This window comes from Chondromyces apiculatus DSM 436 (assembly GCF_000601485.1).
GTDB classification, from domain to species: Bacteria; Myxococcota_A; Polyangia; order Polyangiales; family Polyangiaceae; genus Chondromyces; species Chondromyces apiculatus.
The window spans coordinates 21,244-39,197 of record NZ_ASRX01000083.1; the positions used below are offsets into that span (position 1 = coordinate 21,244).

13 protein-coding genes are annotated in these 17,954 nt (G+C 70.2%); 12 read left to right on the plus strand and 1 reads right to left on the minus strand.

Annotation, left to right across the window (positions count from 1 at the left end):
* Positions 1–282: 282 nt before the first annotated feature.
* The 6 genes from CAP_RS36545 (at position 283) to CAP_RS51385 (ending at position 8,480) form a co-directional block, all read left to right on the plus strand.
* Complete coding sequence (locus tag CAP_RS36545) at positions 283–1,173, plus strand: hypothetical protein (protein ID WP_044249542.1); 891 nt, start codon at positions 283–285, stop codon at positions 1,171–1,173.
* A 404-nt stretch (positions 1,174–1,577) separates the two neighbouring features.
* Positions 1,578–3,362, plus strand: coding sequence for a serine/threonine-protein kinase (locus tag CAP_RS55365; protein ID WP_052376627.1), 1,785 nt, complete (start codon positions 1,578–1,580; stop codon positions 3,360–3,362).
* Between the two features lie 45 nt (positions 3,363–3,407).
* On the plus strand, positions 3,408–4,433 hold the full coding sequence (locus CAP_RS36555) for a tetratricopeptide repeat protein (RefSeq protein ID WP_044249544.1): 1,026 nt from the start codon (positions 3,408–3,410) through the stop codon (positions 4,431–4,433).
* An 11-nt stretch (positions 4,434–4,444) separates the two neighbouring features.
* Positions 4,445–5,014 carry a hypothetical protein gene (locus tag CAP_RS46360; protein WP_156041471.1) on the plus strand — a complete coding sequence of 190 codons (570 nt, stop codon included), beginning with the start codon at positions 4,445–4,447 and terminating at the stop codon, positions 5,012–5,014.
* A 374-nt stretch (positions 5,015–5,388) separates the two neighbouring features.
* Positions 5,389–7,458, plus strand: a complete 2,070-nt coding sequence (locus tag CAP_RS52920) for a serine/threonine-protein kinase (RefSeq protein ID WP_197041509.1) — start codon at positions 5,389–5,391, stop codon at positions 7,456–7,458.
* Positions 7,459–7,865: 407 nt separating this feature from the next.
* The gene (locus tag CAP_RS51385; protein ID WP_156041472.1) at positions 7,866–8,480 is read left to right on the plus strand and encodes a cupredoxin domain-containing protein; all 615 of its coding nucleotides are present in this window, start codon (positions 7,866–7,868) and stop codon (positions 8,478–8,480) included.
* Between the two features lie 127 nt (positions 8,481–8,607).
* Here CAP_RS51385 and hflX read toward each other — a convergent pair whose 3' ends face one another.
* Complete coding sequence (gene hflX, locus CAP_RS36575) at positions 8,608–10,515, minus strand: GTPase HflX (RefSeq protein WP_081865637.1); 1,908 nt, start codon at positions 10,513–10,515, stop codon at positions 8,608–8,610.
* Between the two features lie 235 nt (positions 10,516–10,750).
* Between hflX and CAP_RS36580 the strand changes: the two genes are divergently transcribed.
* From CAP_RS36580 to thiL, 6 genes are all read left to right on the plus strand, one after another.
* Complete coding sequence (locus CAP_RS36580; protein ID WP_044249546.1) at positions 10,751–11,791, plus strand: homoserine kinase; 1,041 nt, start codon at positions 10,751–10,753, stop codon at positions 11,789–11,791.
* Between the two features lie 52 nt (positions 11,792–11,843).
* Positions 11,844–12,737 (plus strand): M48 family metallopeptidase, encoded by an 894-nt coding sequence (locus CAP_RS36585; protein ID WP_044249548.1) that lies wholly within the window; start codon positions 11,844–11,846, stop codon positions 12,735–12,737.
* 35 nt (positions 12,738–12,772) lie between these two features.
* Entirely contained in the window at positions 12,773–14,599 is a 1,827-nt protein-coding gene (locus tag CAP_RS36590) for a dynamin family protein (protein ID WP_081865638.1), read from the plus strand.
* Positions 14,600–14,753: 154 nt separating this feature from the next.
* Entirely contained in the window at positions 14,754–15,488 is a 735-nt protein-coding gene (locus CAP_RS36595; RefSeq protein WP_044249549.1) for a GTP-binding protein, read from the plus strand.
* A complete protein-coding gene (locus CAP_RS36600; protein ID WP_052376631.1) occupies positions 15,485–16,963 on the plus strand; it encodes a sensor histidine kinase in 1,479 nt (492 codons plus the stop codon). The genes CAP_RS36595 and CAP_RS36600 overlap by 4 nt, the downstream gene beginning before the upstream one ends.
* A complete protein-coding gene (gene thiL / locus CAP_RS36605) occupies positions 16,960–17,949 on the plus strand; it encodes a thiamine-phosphate kinase (RefSeq protein WP_044249551.1) in 990 nt (329 codons plus the stop codon). The genes CAP_RS36600 and thiL overlap by 4 nt, the downstream gene beginning before the upstream one ends.
* The last annotated feature ends 5 nt before the right edge of the window (positions 17,950–17,954 follow it).

Genomic DNA, 17,954 nt, shown 5'->3' on the forward strand with positions numbered 1-17,954 from the left:
GGCGAGCCCCTACCCCCCGACCTGCCGACCACTTTTCTGGCCGCGAGCCCTCCCCACACAAAAGCTGCCGACCACTTTTCTGCTGCGAGCCCTCCCCACACAAAAGCTGCCGACCACCTGCCCGCCGCGTGCCCTCTCTGCAGGCTGGTCACGGGTGTCTCGCGCCTCCCCCGGGATGATGTGCCCACGGACAACCAGATCTGCCCACGCTGTCCTACCTATTTTGAAATTCTGAACGGTGGGGGGGTAGTTTCTGCGTAATCCCGTCCGTACTTTTTCGACATGAACCAACTACGGACCATCGGACTCGACGAGGACCTCGACGAGGTCGACGTCGAGCTCGCCCACACGGAGGCTGCCACGGCCTCCGACCTGCTCACCGCAACGTTAACTCCGGCGTTCACGCAGCTACGGGAGGATCTCGTCGCGCTGCGGAGCCAGGAGGTGGACCATCACGATGCCGTGCGGAACGCCGCCGCACGCGCCTTCCCCATCGACGATGAGCTGAACGGCATCACGGACCAGGTGAAGGTCCGGACGCTCGCGCTGGCCAGGAACGACTACCAGGACCAGCGCTACCGTCAGTACTTCGGAGATCAGAGCCCGAGCGAGCTGAAACGGCACGTGCTCGGCGAGCAGCTCGAGGTGATGCGCACCTGGGTGGCGATGCTCGACGCGCATGGCGACCCCGAGCTCGCGGAGATCAGCCAGCGGCTCGCGCCCATCGTCGAGAGGGCCGACGCGGTGGTGAACGCGCAGGCCGTGGCGCAGCAGCATCTCGATGCCTTCGAGGTGGGCGCGCGCAAGGCGTTCATCGACCAGGTGAACGGGCAGCGCAAGCTCGCCTTCGGCCGCCTCGGCGAGATCATCCACGCGACCCCGGAGCGCAGGCTGACGTCGAGCTACACCGAGCGGTTCTTCCTGCAGAACACCTCGGCGCGGATGACCAGCGTCGCGGCGCTCCAGCACCAGGTGAAGGTGCAGAAGGCGAAGCTCGCCCGGCTGGAGAAGCGCCTCGAAGAGATGATGTCGAAGCAGGCCCAGGCCAAGCTCGCACAGCAGGAGGCCGCCCTCGAGGCCCGCCGCCGGAAGGTGGCCGAGGCCGAAAAACGCGCCGCTGCCGCAACCGCAGAGCTGGAATCGCTCAAGGCACAACTGGAGGCAACGCGCTGACGGGGTGATGGCTGACAGATGGGTCGTTCTGGCAGGCGCACTGCACCTGAAGGCATTCTATGCTGCCACGTGCGTCGTCCTGACAGGCGCCTCGCGCTGACGGCCATCACGAGCTAACCCGTGCCCCGCACGTCGCCCTCAGCCCTCCCGGGGTGGCGTGCGGGGCTTTTTTTCGTCGCCATCACGCGCAGCGAGAAGCTCGCCCCCCCCTATCACGACGCAGGCGGCGGTTTCGTTCCACGCAGCGCTGCGTTTTTTCGCGACGCCCTCGGGGACACGCGGAGTGCCGGGATCTCCTGTGAGACCGGGACGGATGGCTGGACACGCTTTCGCCCGGAACTGGGCCCTGGCCAACAGCCGCGCGTAGCGTCCCAAGGTGCCCTCCTCCGGGGCACGCGCGGGCCATGCAGATCAACGCGGGAACCATCATCGACAACAAGTACCGGCTCGAACGCCCCCTCTCCCGGGGCGGGATGGGCATGGTCTGGGTGGCGCGCCACGCGCGCCTCGGGTCACCGGTCGCCGTGAAGTTCATGGACGCGGCGTTCGCGTCGTCGTCCACGTTCGTGGCGCGCTTCGAGCGTGAGGCACGCATCGCGGCGAACCTGCAAAGCCCGCACGTGGTCCACGTGCAGGACTACGGGATCGATGGGGGCGTGCCCTACCTGGTGATGGAGCTGCTCCAGGGCGAGGATCTCGGGAGCCGGCTGGACCGGGAGCGGCGGATGTCGCTGCCCCAGGCGGCGCAGATCCTGAGCCAGGTGGGGAAGGCGCTCCGGCGCGCGCACGAGTCGGGTCTGGTGCACCGCGATCTGAAGCCGGGGAACATCTTCCTGGCGCGCGTGGACGACGAGGAGATCGCGAAGGTGCTCGACTTCGGGATCGTGAAGGAGGCGCCAGGCCAGCTCAAAGGCGAGGCGACGCAGCCCGGAGAGGTGCTGGGGTCGCCGCACTACATGAGCCCCGAGCAGGTGCTCGGCGAGAGCGACGTGGACCACCGGAGCGATCTGTGGGCGCTCGGGGTGATCCTGTTCAAGATGCTCACCGGGACGCTGCCGTTCCCGGGCGATCAGCTCGGGGCCGTGATGGGCAAGATCCTGACGGAGCTACCGCCGCAAGCGACGCGGGTGGCGCCGGATCTGCCCGCAGCGATGGACGGGTTCTTCGCGCGGGCGCTGGTGCGCGACCGGAAGCAGCGGTTCCAGTCGGTGATGGAGCTGGTGGACGCGCTGCGGATCATCGCCGGGACCGGGCCGATGAGCCCGCGGGGGCCGGCAGAGAGGTCGACGATCCACTCGTGGACGAACGAGGTGGGAAGCGCGGCAGGCGGAGGCGGGGCGGGTGGAGCAGCGGGCGGGGTGGCGGCTGCGACAACACCGTGGAGCCAGCCAGGGAGCGGGGGGCAAGGGCCGGGGGGGAGCCAGCCAGGGGCGGGGGGAAGGCCGGGGAGCGGTGGCCATCCAGGGGCCGGGACACCGCCAGGGAGCGGGAACTATCCCGGAGGTGGTGCAGCGCTGACGGAGAGGCTGACGCCGGCAGGGTTGTCGGGGAGTGGACCTGCAGGGAGGTCTATGGGCTCGGGCAGTGGGCCGGTGTCCGGTGGGCCACTGGGCGCGGGCAGTGGGCCGGTGGTGGCGGTTCCCCAGGAGGCGCCGATCACCCTGAGCAGCGCCGAGGGACGGACGTCGGGCACGTCTCCCAAGAAGAACTTGGGCGTGGCGATCGCCCTCGTGGGCGGCATCGGGGTGGGGCTGGCCGTTGCGATCGTCGTGGGGGTGCTCGTGCTGCGCTCGCCGGAACCCAAAGACAGCGACAGGTTGGAGGCGACCTCGCAGGCGGCACCGTCGGCGACCGTCGCTGCGGGTGAGCCCTCCTCGACGGCCGCACCCTCCTCCGACCCAGCACATGCTCCTTCTGCGGCGGTGCCCGAAGTGCCACCCACGGCCGTACCAGACACGAGCGCCGTGGCGACGGGCGACGCGCCTCCTTCCCCGGCTTCCGCGGCTGCAAGCGCACCGAGCGCGGCCTTGGCCGCAGGTGCCCCCGGCGCCGCGTCCGCAGACAAGAAGCCCTCTGCCACGAAGGCGCCTGCCGCGAGCACCGCGAAGGGGCATAGGACGACCACGAAGGTCCCGGCCCCGGCGCCGAGTGCCACCACGACGAAGGCACCGAAGCGACCCTGGACGTGAAGCACTACGCGCCCGAAGCACGCAGGGCGCCCGAAGAGGAAGACGATGCACACCCGATGGCTCGTGACCGTGGTGAGTTTGTCAGTCGCGTTCTGCACGATCTCGGTCGCGCCCGAAGCGCAGGCCCAGTCTGCCGACGCGTCGCTCGATGAACGCGAGAAGGCGAGAAAGAAGGCGGAGGCCGCCGCAGACAGAGGCCTGGAGCACTACGAAGCGGGGCGGTACGACGAGGCCATCACCGCCTTCTCGGAAGCTCACCGGATCTATCAGGCCCCGACCTTCCTCCTGGAGATCGCGCACGCGCACGAGAAGCTCGGCCATCTGCGCGAGGCGCGCACGTACTACCAGCGGGTCGTCGACGAGAAGCTCACGCACTACGCGCCCAAGGTGTTCTTCGAGACGCAGGCCCAGGCGAAGACGGAACTCGCGGCGCTGTTGCCGAGGATCCCGACGCTGCAGGTGACCGTCACAGGGGCCCCCCCGGGGCACATCAAGCTCGTCATCGATGGCAAGGCGACGAGCAGCGGGAGCATCGCCCTGAATCCGGGCGAGCACACGGTGAGCGCCAGGGCGCCCCGGAGAGTGCCGCTGACGCGGCGGGTGATGCTGGCGGAAGGAGCGAAGGAGCAGCTCACCCTGACGCTGGAGCCACCTTCGAAGGCCAAGCCACCCACGGACGTCATCGCGGCGCCAGCGCCTCAGGCGGCTCCCGCGGAGAAGCCCACCGCGACCGGGTCGTCCTCCGGGCGGTCTCCGATTCCTGCCATCAGCGCCTTCGGCTTGGCGGGCGTCGCCACAGTCGTGGGCACAGTGACCGGGCTGATGTCGTTCGGAGCCGTCGATTCCCTCCCGAACGAGTGTCGCGACAAGGTCTGCTACGACGACGCCGGCGGGGACAGCTACGACCGCGCGAGCACGATGGCCACGATCTCCACGGTGAGCTTCTGGGTCGCAGGGGTGGGGGCAGCAGCGGGCGTGGCGCTGGTGCTGTGGCCAAGCGCCAAGGACGAGCCGGCGAAGGCCGCGCTGCGCGTGTCGCCGAGCTGGATCGGCGTGCAGGGGAGCTTCTGATGGAGGCCAGGATGCGCTGGAAGTGGCTGGGGATCACCGGCTGGGTGGCGGCGGCGATAGGGAGCGGAGCCTGCACGATGCTCTCGTCCCTCGAAGAGTACGACCGGATGGATGGCGCCGCGTCGAACGACGCTCTTGGCAGTGAGGGCGGCGCGGGCGGGGGAGGCGGCGGATCGGGCGGGGCCGGCGGCGCTGGTGGTGGGATGGGGGGGAGTGGAGGCTCGGGCGGGGCGGGCGGCACGGGCGGCACGGGCGGCACGGGCGGCGGAACTACCACCACGGATGCGTGCCCCGACAATGCGGGGATGGAGTGCTCACAGGACAGTGCGTGCGGTACATGCGCGATCGACTTCGGTGGACCGTGTTACGACGAGTTCGTTGCCTGTGCCAGCGACACAGAGTGCGTCAATTTCGCGGTTTGCATCAACAACTGCAGCAATGGCGACTTCGACTGTGAGGATGCCTGTGTCGCGGCTTATCCCGGCAGCGTGAGTACCTACGACGAGACCCAGTTCTGCGTGATCTGCACGGCATGTCCGCTGGCATGCGATGCCGCCAGCAATCCGACGTGCACGCCCTGAGCTGGTAGCAAGCGCGACGGCATTGGCACTCGCGGACGGTGGTCGGCGGGTGCCACGACGCACTTCGTCGCGTGCCCCTGTGCCGTGAGGGCAGTGAACGCCTGCGTCGTGGGCGCTGTGGGGCGCGCTGTCGTGGGCGCTGTGGGGCGCGCTGTCGTGGGCGCTGCGGGGCGCGCTGTCGTGCGTGCTCTGGGCAGTGCACGCAGGCGGGGACGGACGTGCAGGGCTCGGGGGACGTTCAGGGCTCACGAAGGGCCGTTCGGGGGCTCGTGGAGGTGCCTCCAACCGGCCACTGAGGGGAATACTGTAGTTGCTTTGCGGTGGCGCTCCTGCCTGGTGCCCGCCAGCTTGCCTGGCCGCGGAGGGGGCTTCAGATGCAGGTCGCGCCGGGGGTCGTGGTGGGAGGCAAGTACAGGTTAGAGAAACCTCTCTCTCGCGGCGGCATGGGTGCGGTGTGGATGGCGCGGCACGTCCACCTCGCGTCGCCGGTCGCGGTGAAGTTCATGTACGCGTCGTATGCGTCGTCGCCAGCGCTGCTCGGGAGGTTCGAGCGGGAGGCGCGCATCGCGGCGAGCCTGCACAGCCCCCACGTGGTGCACGTGCAGGACTACGGGGTGGACTCGGAGGTGCCGTACCTGGTGATGGAGCTGCTGCAGGGGGAAGACCTGGAGACGCGGCTGCAGGCGGTGAAGAGGGTGCCGCTGTCCGCGGCGGTGCAGTTCCTGACGCAGATCGGCAGGGCGCTGCGGAGGGCGCACGAGGCGGGGCTCGTGCACCGGGACCTGAAGCCGTGCAACATCTTCCTGGCGCGGTTCGAGGACGAGGAGGTGGTGAAGGTCCTCGACTTCGGGATCGTGAAGGTGCCAGGGAGCCACGTGGCCGGAGAGGCGACGCGGCCCGGGGAGCTGCTCGGGTCGCCGCACTACATGAGCCCGGAGCAGGTGCGGGGGGACGCGAGCATCGACTACCGGAGCGATCTGTGGTCGCTCGCGGTGATCCTGTTCCGGGCGCTGACGGGGGTGCTGCCGTTCCCGGGGGAGCAGCTCGGGAACGTGATGGCGAAGATCCTGGTGGACGGGTTCCCGAAGGCCACGGGGCTGGCGCCGGATCTGCCGCCGATGATCGATGTGTTCTTCGAGAAGGGGCTGTCGCGGGACCGGGAGCAGCGGTTCCAGTCGGTGCGGGCGATGCTCGATGACCTGCGCGCGATCGCAGGGCAAGGGCCGGTGAGCACGCGCGGGGGTGGGTCGGGGGCGTGGTCCCTGGAGGACGTGCCGGTGAGCGCGCCGGACTCGCCGCGCGGGCTGTGCTTCGGGGGGGCCGGGTGGGAGGAGCGGCCCGCAGTGGTGGTGTCGCTGCTGGACTCGGGGGAACGGGAAGCGCCGCTGTCGAGCGCGCGCGCACCGCTGTCGGCGCTGGCGGCACTGTCATCGGCAGCAGCTCCGGCGTCAGGGGAGGTGCTGGCCGCAGGGATGATGAACCGTGGCTGGAGGATGCGCGGGCTGTCGTCTGCGGTGGTGGGGACGCTGGCGAGCGTGCTGCTCGTCTCCCTCGGGGGAGGGATGGCGTTGCTCGAGGTGCGGTCGGCAGGGAAACACGGCAGCGATGCAGGGGCCGAGGTGATGTCGGCAGCGCAGGCGACGGTGGGGGGCGGAGGCACGACGGCGCACGGGGCGAAAGCCGCGGCTGACGCGCGGGGGGCAGCCGCGGGGATGCGGGGTGTGAGGGATGTGGATGGTGCGGGGGATGTGCGCGCCGTGAGGATCGCGGGGGACGTGGATGGTGCGGAGATGCACGCGGGCCAAGGAGAAGCCGCGGGTGGGGACGAGGTGGAGCACGGGGACGAGACGGCGCGCAGGGACGAGACGGCGCGCGGGGACAGTGCGACGACGGCGGGAGAGGGGACGTCGGGGGATGGGCAGGTGGGAGCGCCGCTCCTTGCGGTCGACGCCGACGCGGTGGGGAACGGGATGAAGAGGCGGGCGTCGGACAGGAGCGCCATGGGCGCGGCGCTGGGAGCCGGGGCAGTGGGTCACGACAGGGGGAGGGTGGGAGATGCTGGGGCACGACAAGAACGGGCGGGGGATGCGCAAGGGGACGTGGGGGACGCGAAGGATGGCGCTGGGTCAGGGAAGGACGGCGCTGGCGGTGGCAAGAAGCCGGCGGGGGACGCGGCGGGAAGTGGGGGGGGAGGCGGCAAGAGGTCGTCGGTCAGCGTCGGAGACCGGGGCGCCATGAACGGCGGGAGCCTGCAGGGTGAGGGGCTGGGAAGGGCACGGAGGGGGAGGAGCGGCGGCACTCCAGGGGTGATCGAGGCGAGGCTCCGCATGGTGAGGGCGGTGGTCCTGGAGCCGCAGCCTCGGGCGCCCGTGATGACGTCCGAGGGAGGACGCGCGGCGCCAGGCGCGGGTTCCTGGTTGCTGCCGCACGTGCTGCGTCGCTGAGGGTCGACCCAGGGTTTTGCGCAGCGTGCGCGCAGTGGGCGCGCAGCGTGCGCGCGGTGGGCGGGCGTTGTGCGCTGCGCTCGCTGGGTGTCGGGCGAGGCGTGTGCCGCGCAGCGTGCGCTCGGTGGGTGGCTGCGTGATGTGGTGGAGCGCGGAGCAGGACGGCGGGAATGTTGCGTGATGAGCGCGACGAGACCACCCGGGTTGCAGGGTTTTGCCTGATCAGCGTTGCCATCTCACCGGAGTGGGCCAGCACCACTGCACGGTGATGTGGCTCTCCCTCGCCGATAGCTTCCCTTGCTGCGTGCGGTGTGGCATTGCTGCGCCGGTCGCGTTCAGGACACAGACGTGACCCGGGGTGGCGCGACAGCGTGACCGGGTCGGCAGTACCGAGGGAGATGACGAACATGACGCTTGGAATTCGCACTGGCTTGATCGGCGCGGCTGCGCTGGTGGTGATGGGGCTGCTCGGGGCGTGCGGCGGTGACGACGACGGCAGCACCGGTGAGGGTGGCAGCGGCGCCGGGACGAGCACCAACACCGACACCAACACGGGCACCAACACGGGCACCAACACCAACACCAACACCAATGGTGAGGGTGGCGCTGGCGGCGGCGTGGGTGGTGCTGGCGGCGGCGAGGGTGGTGCCGGCGGTGCTGGCGGCGGCAACACCGCGCAGGCGGTGAACGGCTGCACGATCGACACGGCGACGGACATGACCAACTCGGCCGCCGTCTCCATCGCGTTCGGTGGCGCAGCGGGTCAGACCTACAACCCGAAGTGCCTCCTGGTCGCCGCAGGGACCGTGGTCACCTTCAACGGGTCGTTCCAGAACCACCCGCTGCAGGGCGGCGAGGTTGAGAACGGCACGTCGACGCCGGCGACGACCGGGCCGTTCGCGCAGGTGACCAACACCGGGACCACCAAGGCGTTCACCCTGGATGCCGCTGGGACGTACCCCTACTACTGCGTGCCCCACGCCGCGAACGGGATGAACGGCGCGATCTACGTGCAGCAGTGAGCCAACGCCTGCCGGGCTCCGCGTGACCGCGCGAGCCCTGGCAGCGCGTGAGCATCTGCCGGGCTCCGCGTGACCGCGCGAGCCCTGGCAGGTGACGAAAGCCCCCCTCCTCCGACAAACAGCAGGTTCAGATCCGCAGGACCGAGCGGCGCGGGCGCGCTCCGAGCTCCGCCAGCGTGGTGAGGGAAGCGCTCTCGCCTTGCGCGTCCTGCGCGTCCTGGGCTTCGTTCCAGAGGCTCTCGCCGTCTCCGTCGTCCGTGGCCGCAGTGCGGTGAAGGCTCGGCGCTTCGCCGTCGACAGGCTCGTCGTCCGCGCCGCCCTCGTCGACGGTGTAGGTGGGTACGAGGGCCGAGGCTTCCCACCGGGACTTCAGGCGCTCGGCGATGCGGGCGAGGAGGGGGCGCGCCGTCTCGCGCTCGGTGGCCGAGAGGAGGATGGCGTCGGGGTGGCCTTGCTGGAGCCAGCGGGCTTCGTCGGCGTCGAGGCGGTCGATCTTGTTGAAGACCAGGATGCGGGGGATCTCGACGAGGTGAAGCTCGGTGAGGAGGGCTTCGGTGGTCTCGATGTGCTGGTCGCGGGCCGGGTCGCTGGCGTCGACGACGTGCAGGAGGAGGTCGGCGTCGGCGGCCTCCTCGAAGGTGGCGCGGAAGGCGGCGAAGAGGTCCGGCGGGAGATCGCGGATGAAGCCCACGGTGTCGGTGAGGACGATCTCGCGCTCCTCCGGGAAACGGAGGCGGCGGGAGCGGGGGTCGAGCGTGGCGAAGAGCTTGTTCTCGGCGAGGACGTCGGCGCCAGTGAGGGTGTTGAGGAGGGTGCTCTTGCCGGCGTTGGTGTAGCCGACGATGGAGACCACGGGGACGCCGAGGCGGCCTCTCCGGCGGCGGCGGACCTCGCGCTGGCGGAAGAGGCGCTTGAGCTGGTCTTCGAGGAACGAGACGCGCTCCTTGGCGCGGCGACGGCCAATCTCCAGCTTGGTCTCGCCAGGGCCGCGCCCGCCGATGCCGCCGGTGAGGCGGGAGAGGGAGTCGTCCTTCTGGGAGAGGCGAGGGAGGGCGTACTTGAGCTGGGCCAGCTCGACCTGGAGCTTGCCGTCTCGGGACTCGGCGCGCTGGGCGAAGATGTCGAGGATGAGCTGGGTGCGGTCGATGACCTTGAGGTCAGTGTGCTTGGCGATGGCCGAGGCCTGGGAGGGGGTAAGGTTGCGGTCGAAGACCAGGGTCTCGGCGTCCAGCTCGGCGGCGCGGAGGAGGACCTCGTCGAGCTTGCCCTTGCCCATGACGTGGCGGGGATCGATGCGCTCGCGGAGCTGGAGGACAGTGTCGGCGATCTCGACACCGGCGGTGTCGGCGAGCTCGGACAGCTCGCGGAGGCTCTCCTCGGCGTGGGCGAGCGCGCCGTGCTTGGTCTTCTCGGCGACGTGGACGAGCAGGGCGCGGCCATCCTTGGCGGTGACCTTGCGGGTGCGGGAGCGCTTGGCGAACTCGTCTTCGAGGGCCTGGATGAGCTGGCCGAAGTCGACGTCGACGCGGCCGAGGAGGAGGGGGCCCACCGTGGCGTACGGCAGGTGCTCCTCGATCGACTCGGCGTCGCTGGCCTTCTCGATCTTCTCGTGCGGCGGGGTGTTGTAGGCGTACTGGAGGCTGCGGGGCTCGCCGCCGGGGGTGAGCTGGATGGCGGCGACGAGGTCGAGGCGCAGGCGCACGAGGTCGACGAAGTCGTCGCGGGTCAGCTCTTCGTTCCAGAGGTGGGTGTGCACGAGGCGCAGCGCGCGGAAGCGGCCCTGGGCGGCGCGGAGGCGGCCGATGTCGGGGAGCATGAGGCGGGTCGCGTCGCCGACGATGACGTAGTCGATCTCGCCCGAGCGATGGACGAGCGCGCCGACCTGGCGCCCGGTCTCGTGGGAGGCCTCGGCGAGCGCCTTGATCAGCTCGGGGGTGGCGATGACGTTGAGCGGGACCTTGCGCCGGTAGATGCGCTCGAGGAGCTTGGTGGCGTTCGGGCTGAGTCCGGTGGTGTTTCCGTAGAGGGTAGGCATTCGTTGAAGGTCGGCGCTGCCGGTCGGGAGAGGGTGCGCCAGAGGTGGCGTCCCAGGTCCGGGCCGGTGCCCTCGGTGGATCATAAGCATGCGGCGGGCCGTGGCGAGCCCCTTCGACGCATGACGAGGCGCGTTGGAGGGGTGAGGCGCGGGGTGAGGTGCCCGCTCCAGGTGGTGAGGCGCGGTCGTCGTCGTCGTCGGCGCCAGGGTACGGTCCTTCGGCTACGCTCGCGCGATGGCACTGCTGACGCCCCTGTCAGGCGATGAGGCGCGGGCCCTCGGGGAACGCTACGGGCTCGCGGTGGTGGGGGTGGAGGGGCTCGTCGCGGGGAGCGTGAACTCGAACTTCCGGTTGTCGCTGGAAGGCGATGGGGCGGCGTTCCTGCGGGTGTACGAGGAGCAAGGGACGGAGGGGGCGGCGCAGGAGGCGCGGCTCGTGGAGGCGCTCGCAGAGGGCGGGGTAGCGACGCCGCGGCCGATGCGGGTGCTGGGCGCTCCGGCGACGACACTGTCCCTCCACGCGGGCAAGCCGGTGGCGGTGCTCCCGTGGGTGGCGGGGGAGATGGTGTGCCAGCGGGGGGTGACGCCGGAGCATGCACGGAAGGTGGGAGCTGCGCTCGCGCAGGTGCACGCGGTGGGGGCGCGGGTCGAGGGGGCGGCGGAGAGCCGGTTCAACCTGGAGGCGCTGGGGGAGCGGCTCGCAGGCGTGCGGGCGCAGTGGGAGGCGGGAAAAGGGGAGACGGGAGAGGCGCGCAAGAAGGGGGATGGGGTGGAGGTGCGGTCGGATGTGCGGGCCGATGTGGAGGCGCTCGGGGAGCAGGTGGCACGGCTCAGGGAGGAGGCCCAGGCGCTCGGGGCGGGGCCCTCGGTGGTGATCCACGGGGACCTGTTCCGGGACAACGTGTTGTGGCGTGGGGGCGAGATCGCGGCGCTCCTGGATTTCGAGAGCGCGTCGCGGGGGAGCGCGGCGTTCGACCTCGCGGTGACGGCGCTGGCGTGGTGCTTCGGGGATGCTCTGGACGCGCGGCTCGTCCAGGCGATGGGGGCGGGGTACGCTTCGGTGCGGCGGCTGGGAAGAGAGGAAGAGGGGCGGCTGTTCCACGAGGCGCGGGTGGCAGCCGTGCGGTTCGCGGTCACACGGATCACGGATTACGAGCTGCGGCCCGAGGGGCGGCAGTACCGGGACTACCGGCGGTTCCTCGCGCGGCTCGGCGCGGTGGAGGGGCTCGGGCCGGAGGGGTTCGCGAGGCTGCTCTCGCCCGCTGCGGGGGGCTGATCGCGGCGCGCCCGAGGTTGCGCGGCCCGCGGGCAACCAGTACCTTCGCTGGATGGCGCAGGTCGGGACGCTCGATTTCAAGGCATTTATCGAGAGACGCAAGGAGCTCCGCGCCGGGGGAAGTCAGGGCGGCGGGCATGCGTACGCGTACACGTCCGACCACAAGACGCGTCGCCTCATGGAGAAGGGGGAGGCGGTGGAGCGGGCCGTGACCGTGGCGGTCCGGTTCCTCGAAAAGACGTGGAAGAGCGAGCTGCTCGGTCACGCGGTGAAGGTCGGTCCGAACCAGATCCCGCGCATCCACCGGCTGGCCGTGCGCTGCGCGGACACGCTGGGGATCGCGGTGCCGACGATCTACATCGTGAACAGCCCCCACATGAACGCGGCGACGTACGGTACGAACACCGACTCGTTCATCATGGTGCACGCGGCGCTCATCGATCACTTCACGGACGACGAGCTGCTCAGCGTGATCGGGCACGAGTGCGGGCACATCCACAACTCGCACGTGGTGTACATGACGGCGCTCCGCTACCTGGCGCAGGTCGCGTCGGTGTTCGACAAGAGGGCCATGAACGTGGCGATGCTCGCGCTGGCAGGCTGGTCGCGGCGCGCCGAGGTGACCTGCGACAGGGCGGGGCTGCTCTGCGTGCAAGACGTCGAGGTGTCGTCACGCGCGCTGATGAAGCTCGCGCTGGGGTCGACGAAGCTCTACGACGAGCTGAACCTGGAGTCGTTCCTCGCCCAGTACAAGGAGAGCCGCGGCGGGATCGGTCGCTTCGCGGAGATAACCGCGAACCACCCCTGGCTGCCGGCGCGGGTGCTGGCGCTGCAGGCCTTCGCGGAGAGCGAGCTTTACCGCAGGCACGCGGGGATCGGGGGCGGGGGCGCGAGCATGCAGGACGTGGACACCAAGGTGCACGAGATCATCAAGATCTTGGGCTGAGCGACGGCCTAGAGGCCACAGGAGCGAGGGGACAGATGCTCGAATCCTTCCACAGCCGCAGGGCTGACGTCATCGGGGTGCTGCGCGATCTGGTGGGCTTCGGTGAGGCCATCGGGGCGCGGAGCCTGGCCGGGCGGATCCGGTCGGACCTGGTGCAGAAGCTGGAGGCGGACCGCTTCCACCTGGTGGTGGTCGGGGAGTTCAACCACGGCAAGAGCACGTTCGTGAACGCGCTGCTCGGCAAGCGGGTGCTGCCCTCGGGGGTGACGCCGACGACGGCGGTGATCCACCACCTGGAGTACGCGGAGGAGCCGCGCGCCGAGGTGGTGTACGCCTCGGGGAGGCGGGCGACGCTGCCGTTCGAGGAGGTGCGGTCGTTCACGGTGGGCGGGGAGAAGGCGGCGCAGGCGCTGGGCGAGGGCCATGAAGAGGTGAAGCACCTGGAGGTGTCGTACCCGGCGGAGCTGCTCCGGGAGCGCATCGTGCTGGTGGACACGCCAGGGGTGAACGACCTCTCGCTGCAGCGCGCGGACATCACCTACAGCTACATCCCGCGCTCGGACGCGGTGCTGTTCCTGCTCGACGCGGGGCAGCCGCTCAAGGAGAGCGAGCGGGTCTTCCTGCAGGAGAAGCTGCTCGGGCAGTCGCGCGACAAGATCGTCTTCGTGGTGACGAAGCGCGACATCTGGGACGGCGACGAGGAGGCCGAGGCGCTGTCGTACATCCGGGGCGAGCTGTCGCGGCTCGTGAAGGTGCCCGTGGTGTTCCCCGTGTCGGCGGAGCGCGCGCTCGACGGCCAGCCCGAGGAGAGCGGGATGCCGCAGCTCCTGGACCACCTGACGACGTTCCTCGCCGAGGAGCGGGGCCGCATCCTCCTCGACAACGCGCTCGGCGAGGGGCACGAGGCGGCGCGGCTCCTCCAGAAGGGGCTGGATGCGCGGCGGCGCACCGTGCAGATGAGCCAGGAGGAGCTGACCCGCCGGATCGAGCTGCTGGAGAAGGATCTGGCGGGGCAGTCGAAGACCATCGAGGAGCGCCGGAGCGGCATCCGCGAGGAGGTGGCCGCCATCCGGGCCTGGGTGCGGCGCGATCTGGAGCGGTTCGTGGACGACGTGGGGCGGCAGCTCCCGCAGATCATCGACGAGGCGAAGGCCGACGAGGTGAAGGTCCACCTGGGCTCGTTCCTGGAGAAGACGCTGACCGAGTGGGCGCAGGCGGAGACGAAGGAGATCGCCGACGCGCTGGAGGCCCTGGCCGAGAAGACCATCGCCCTGGTGCGGGAAGACGCGCGCGACGTGGCACGGCGGCTGGGCGACACCCTGGGGATGGACCTCAAGGCGCCCGACGTGGAGGTGGACACCTTCCGCTACGACGTGGGGGTGTTCGCGCTGCTCACCATCGGGGTGGGGGTGATGTTCACGAACGCGCTGCTCGGGGGGTTGCTCGCGCTCGCGGCGCCAGTCCTCGCCGTCTACATGCGGGACAAGGTGGAGGCCGAGACGCGCAAGAAGGCGAAGGAGCTGGCGCCGGAGGCGCTCAAGGAGGCCGCGGCGAAGATCGGGCCGAAGCTCGACGAGATGATCCAGGAGTTCGCGTCACGGCTCGATGCCTGGGTGGTCACCGCCGGAGAGGAGCTGCACCGGGAGGTCATCGAGGTGCTCCGGGCCGCGCGGGATGAGCGGGCGCGGGCGGAGCCGGGCCACGAGAACGTGCTGGTGACCTGTGACCAGCAGGCCGAAACGCTGGCCGGACTCACGAAGAAGCTCGAGGCCCTCCGGAGCGAGCTGTGGAAGCCCGCCTCCGCGGACCCGCCGAACGCCCCGACGCCAGCCGTCCCCGGCCTGCTCGGCGACAACGGGTAGGGCTGTTTCGCCTGGATCAGGAGCCTGTCGGGTCGGCCCTCCCGCAGGCCCCTGTCCCTCGGCACTGCGCAATGCAGTGCGCAAGACGCAGGGATGAGCGTCGAAGCCCCGTACTGTCTGGCTTCAGCCCCGGTCCCCATGAGATGATGCCGACGTGGAGCTCGATTTCGCAGCACGCGAGGTATCGATAAAGCTCGTCTATTACGGCCCTGCACTCAGCGGCAAGACGACCAACCTCGAATCGCTGCACAGCGCCGCCGGCAACGACGCGCGCGGCAGGTTGATGACCCTCAACACGCAGGATGATCGGACGCTGTTCTTCGATCTCCTGCCGCTGACGTTCCGATCCAAGGATGGCGACGTCTCCTTGCGCATCAAGCTGTTCACCGTCCCCGGTCAGCCGATGCACGCCGCGACCCGGCGCCTGGTGCTCAAGCAAACCGACGGCGTGGCGCTCATCGCCGACTCCCGGATCGCTGCCACCCAGAGCAACGCGGACTCGTTCTTCGATCTGAAGGAGAACCTCAAGGAGCACGACAAGCACCTGTCGCAGATGCCGCTCGTGATCCAGTTCAACAAGCGCGACCTGCCCGAGAAGGAGATCCGCAGCGACGAGGAGCTGGAGAAGCTCGCCGCGCGCGGCAAGGAGCCGGTCTACAAGGCCATCGCGACCCGCGGCATCGGCACCGTGGAGACGTTCATGGGCCTCCTGCACCTGACCTGGGAGACGCTGGACAACACCCACCAGCTCTCGAAGCGGATGTCGATCTCGGGCGACGACCTCCTGGCGAGCGCGGCGAGGCAGCTCGGGGCGACCCTCCCGGTGGCCGATCTCCTGGCGAAGCGCATGGGCGGCAACTTCGATCGGAGCGCGCGGATTGTGCCATGAGGCGCGACAGCGAAGGTCGGGCTGACGTGAGGGCGGAGGAAGAGCCCACGGAGGCCGTCGATACACCGCGCGCAGGCAGGACGAAGGCGCCGGACAGCGGCGAGGCCCCGATCACGCTGCCGCCACCCGCTGCCGCGCCGGACGTGGGGTGGATCGGCATCGGACCTCTGGCGCTCGCGGACCTCGTGGACCAGGAGGCGCTCGGGGAGCTGGTCGTCTCGTTCTACAAGGTCTTCGGGGTGCAGATCCGCATCCTCGCTGCGGATGGGATGGTGCTCGCGACCTCGACGCCAGGGGCACCTCAAGGCGCCGCCGCCGGCGAGTCCGATGACGCGCAGTACCGCGTGCAGCCCATCGAGTACGACCGCCGGGTCATCGGCCGGATCCTGATCGGCCCCTACATCCCGGAGGACGCGAGCGAGCCCTCCGCGGTGCCCCGCCCCGGCGGCAAGGTGCCCGAGTTCCAGGGTCCGGCAGAGATCCTGGGCATGCGGCGGATGACGGAGAGGCAGCTCGATCACGCGACGGAGCACCTGCGCGCGGTGCTCGACTCCATCCTGTTCAGCGGTCACCGGGCGCTGCTCACCTCGACCATGCACGTGGCCTCCATCCGAGAGAGCTACCGCGAGCTGTCGGAGAAGAACGCGGAGCTCAGGGCAGCCTACGAGCGGCTCCAGGAGCTCGACCGCCTGAAGTCGAGCTTCCTCGCCACGGTGTCTCACGAGCTGCGTACGCCGCTCACATCCATCATGGGCTACAGCGAGATGCTGGCCGAGGGCATCGGCGGTCCGCTCAACGGCGAGCAGCGCGAGTTCGTGCAGACCATCCGCACGAAGAGCGATCAGCTCCTCGGTCTCATCATGAGCCTGCTGGACCTGTCGAAGCTCGAGAGCGGCACGCTGGCGCTGCGGCGGAGCGACGTGACCATCCAGGAGGTGCTCCTCGAGGCGGTCTCGACGATCATGCCCACCGCCACGAAGAAGAGCGTCGAGCTGCGGGTGTCCTGCGAGCCAGACCTGCCGCTCCTCCTCGGCGACGGTGACCGGCTGCGGCAGGTGTTCATTAACCTGCTCGAGAACGCCGTGAAGTTCACCGAGCCCGGCGGCCACGTGACCCTGAACGCCCGCGGCATCGTCGAGGACCCCGACGACATGCCGGGCCTCATCCTGGTCGCGCCGCTGCGGAGCGAGATCGAGGTCCGGGTGGCGGACACCGGCATCGGCATCCCCGAGAGCCAGCGCGCGAAGGTCTTCGATCCGTTCTACCAGATCGACCAGAGCTCCACGCGAGAGCACGGCGGCACGGGTCTCGGCCTGTCCATCGTCAAGCGCCTCATCGAGGCTCACCGCGGCTCGATCCGGATCGAGGAGAACCACCCGCGCGGCGCGGTCTTCGTGGTCGTGCTGCCGACCGCTGGCAGCGGCGTGGCCCCGGCGAGCAGCATCCAGATCCCCACCACGCGCGTCCTGCAATGAGCGACGGCCCGCCCGAGCGGGACACGAGCGCACCGCGGACCAGCTCGGAATTCGCGCGCATCGACGTCATCCGGCGGCTGCTCACCGAGGGCAGCCCCCTCGCGGCGCAGGTGCTCCTCGGCATCGGCGACGACGCCGCAGCGCTCGCGCCCGTGGACGAGCCGCTCGTCTGGACCGTGGACTGTGCCGTGGATGGGGTGCACTTCCGGCACGATCTGATGAGTTTCGAGGACGCCGGCTACCGCGCGACCATGGCCGCCGCGAGCGACCTCGCTGCCATGGGCGCGCGGCCCCTCGGCCTGCTCGCGTCGCTGATCTTGCCTCGAGGCCTGAGCGATGCGGACCTCGAAGCGCTGGTGCGGGGACAGCGGGCGGCCTGCGACACCATCGGCGCCCCCCTGATCGGGGGCAACCTGGCCCGCGGGCGAGAGCTTTCGATCACCACGACGGCGCTGGGAGCCACCCCGCGGCCCTTGCGGCGTGACGGGGCACGACCAGGCGACGAGCTTGCCCTGGCAGGCCCTGTGGGGCTCGCTGCGGCAGGCCTGCGCCTCGCACAGCAGGGTGGACCCGTCCACGCCGAGGCCCTCGCCGCATTCCGTCGGCCCCTGGCGCGCATCGAGGCGGGCCTGAGCGCACGAGAGGGCGCCCATGCAGGCATCGACATCTCCGACGGCCTCGCGTCCGACCTTGGCCACCTGATCCGCGCGAGCGGCATCCGCGCCGAGCTGGACGCCGCAGCGCTCCTCACGGACTCGCTCCGTGAAGCCGCCACGCTCGTCGGCGCCGACCCGCTCGACCTCGCCCTCCACGGTGGCGAGGACTATGCCCTGCTCGTGGCAGGTCCTTCCGTGGGCGCTCTACCTGGCTTCACACGCATCGGCCGGTGCATGGCGGGCACGCCGGGCACGCCGGAGATCCTGCTCGCCAGCGCCGACGGGCGCGCCACCGCCGTCACGGGCCGCGGGTTCGATCACTTCACGTAGTTGCC

Bases quoted from the DNA above. Each gene is read 5' to 3' on its own strand.
- CAP_RS36545 (WP_044249542.1), top strand. From the start codon at position 283: ATGAACCAACTACGGACCATCGGACTCGACGAGGACCTCGACGAGGTC.
- CAP_RS55365 (WP_052376627.1), top strand. From the start codon at position 1,578: ATGCAGATCAACGCGGGAACCATCATCGACAACAAGTACCGGCTCGAA.
- CAP_RS36555 (WP_044249544.1), top strand. From the start codon at position 3,408: ATGCACACCCGATGGCTCGTGACCGTGGTGAGTTTGTCAGTCGCGTTC.
- CAP_RS46360 (WP_156041471.1), top strand. From the start codon at position 4,445: ATGCGCTGGAAGTGGCTGGGGATCACCGGCTGGGTGGCGGCGGCGATA.
- CAP_RS52920 (WP_197041509.1), top strand. From the start codon at position 5,389: ATGCAGGTCGCGCCGGGGGTCGTGGTGGGAGGCAAGTACAGGTTAGAG.
- CAP_RS51385 (WP_156041472.1), top strand. From the start codon at position 7,866: ATGACGCTTGGAATTCGCACTGGCTTGATCGGCGCGGCTGCGCTGGTG.
- hflX (WP_081865637.1), bottom strand. From the start codon at position 10,515: ATGCCTACCCTCTACGGAAACACCACCGGACTCAGCCCGAACGCCACC.
- CAP_RS36580 (WP_044249546.1), top strand. From the start codon at position 10,751: ATGGCACTGCTGACGCCCCTGTCAGGCGATGAGGCGCGGGCCCTCGGG.
- CAP_RS36585 (WP_044249548.1), top strand. From the start codon at position 11,844: ATGGCGCAGGTCGGGACGCTCGATTTCAAGGCATTTATCGAGAGACGC.
- CAP_RS36590 (WP_081865638.1), top strand. From the start codon at position 12,773: ATGCTCGAATCCTTCCACAGCCGCAGGGCTGACGTCATCGGGGTGCTG.
- CAP_RS36600 (WP_052376631.1), top strand. From the start codon at position 15,485: ATGAGGCGCGACAGCGAAGGTCGGGCTGACGTGAGGGCGGAGGAAGAG.
- thiL (WP_044249551.1), top strand. From the start codon at position 16,960: ATGAGCGACGGCCCGCCCGAGCGGGACACGAGCGCACCGCGGACCAGC.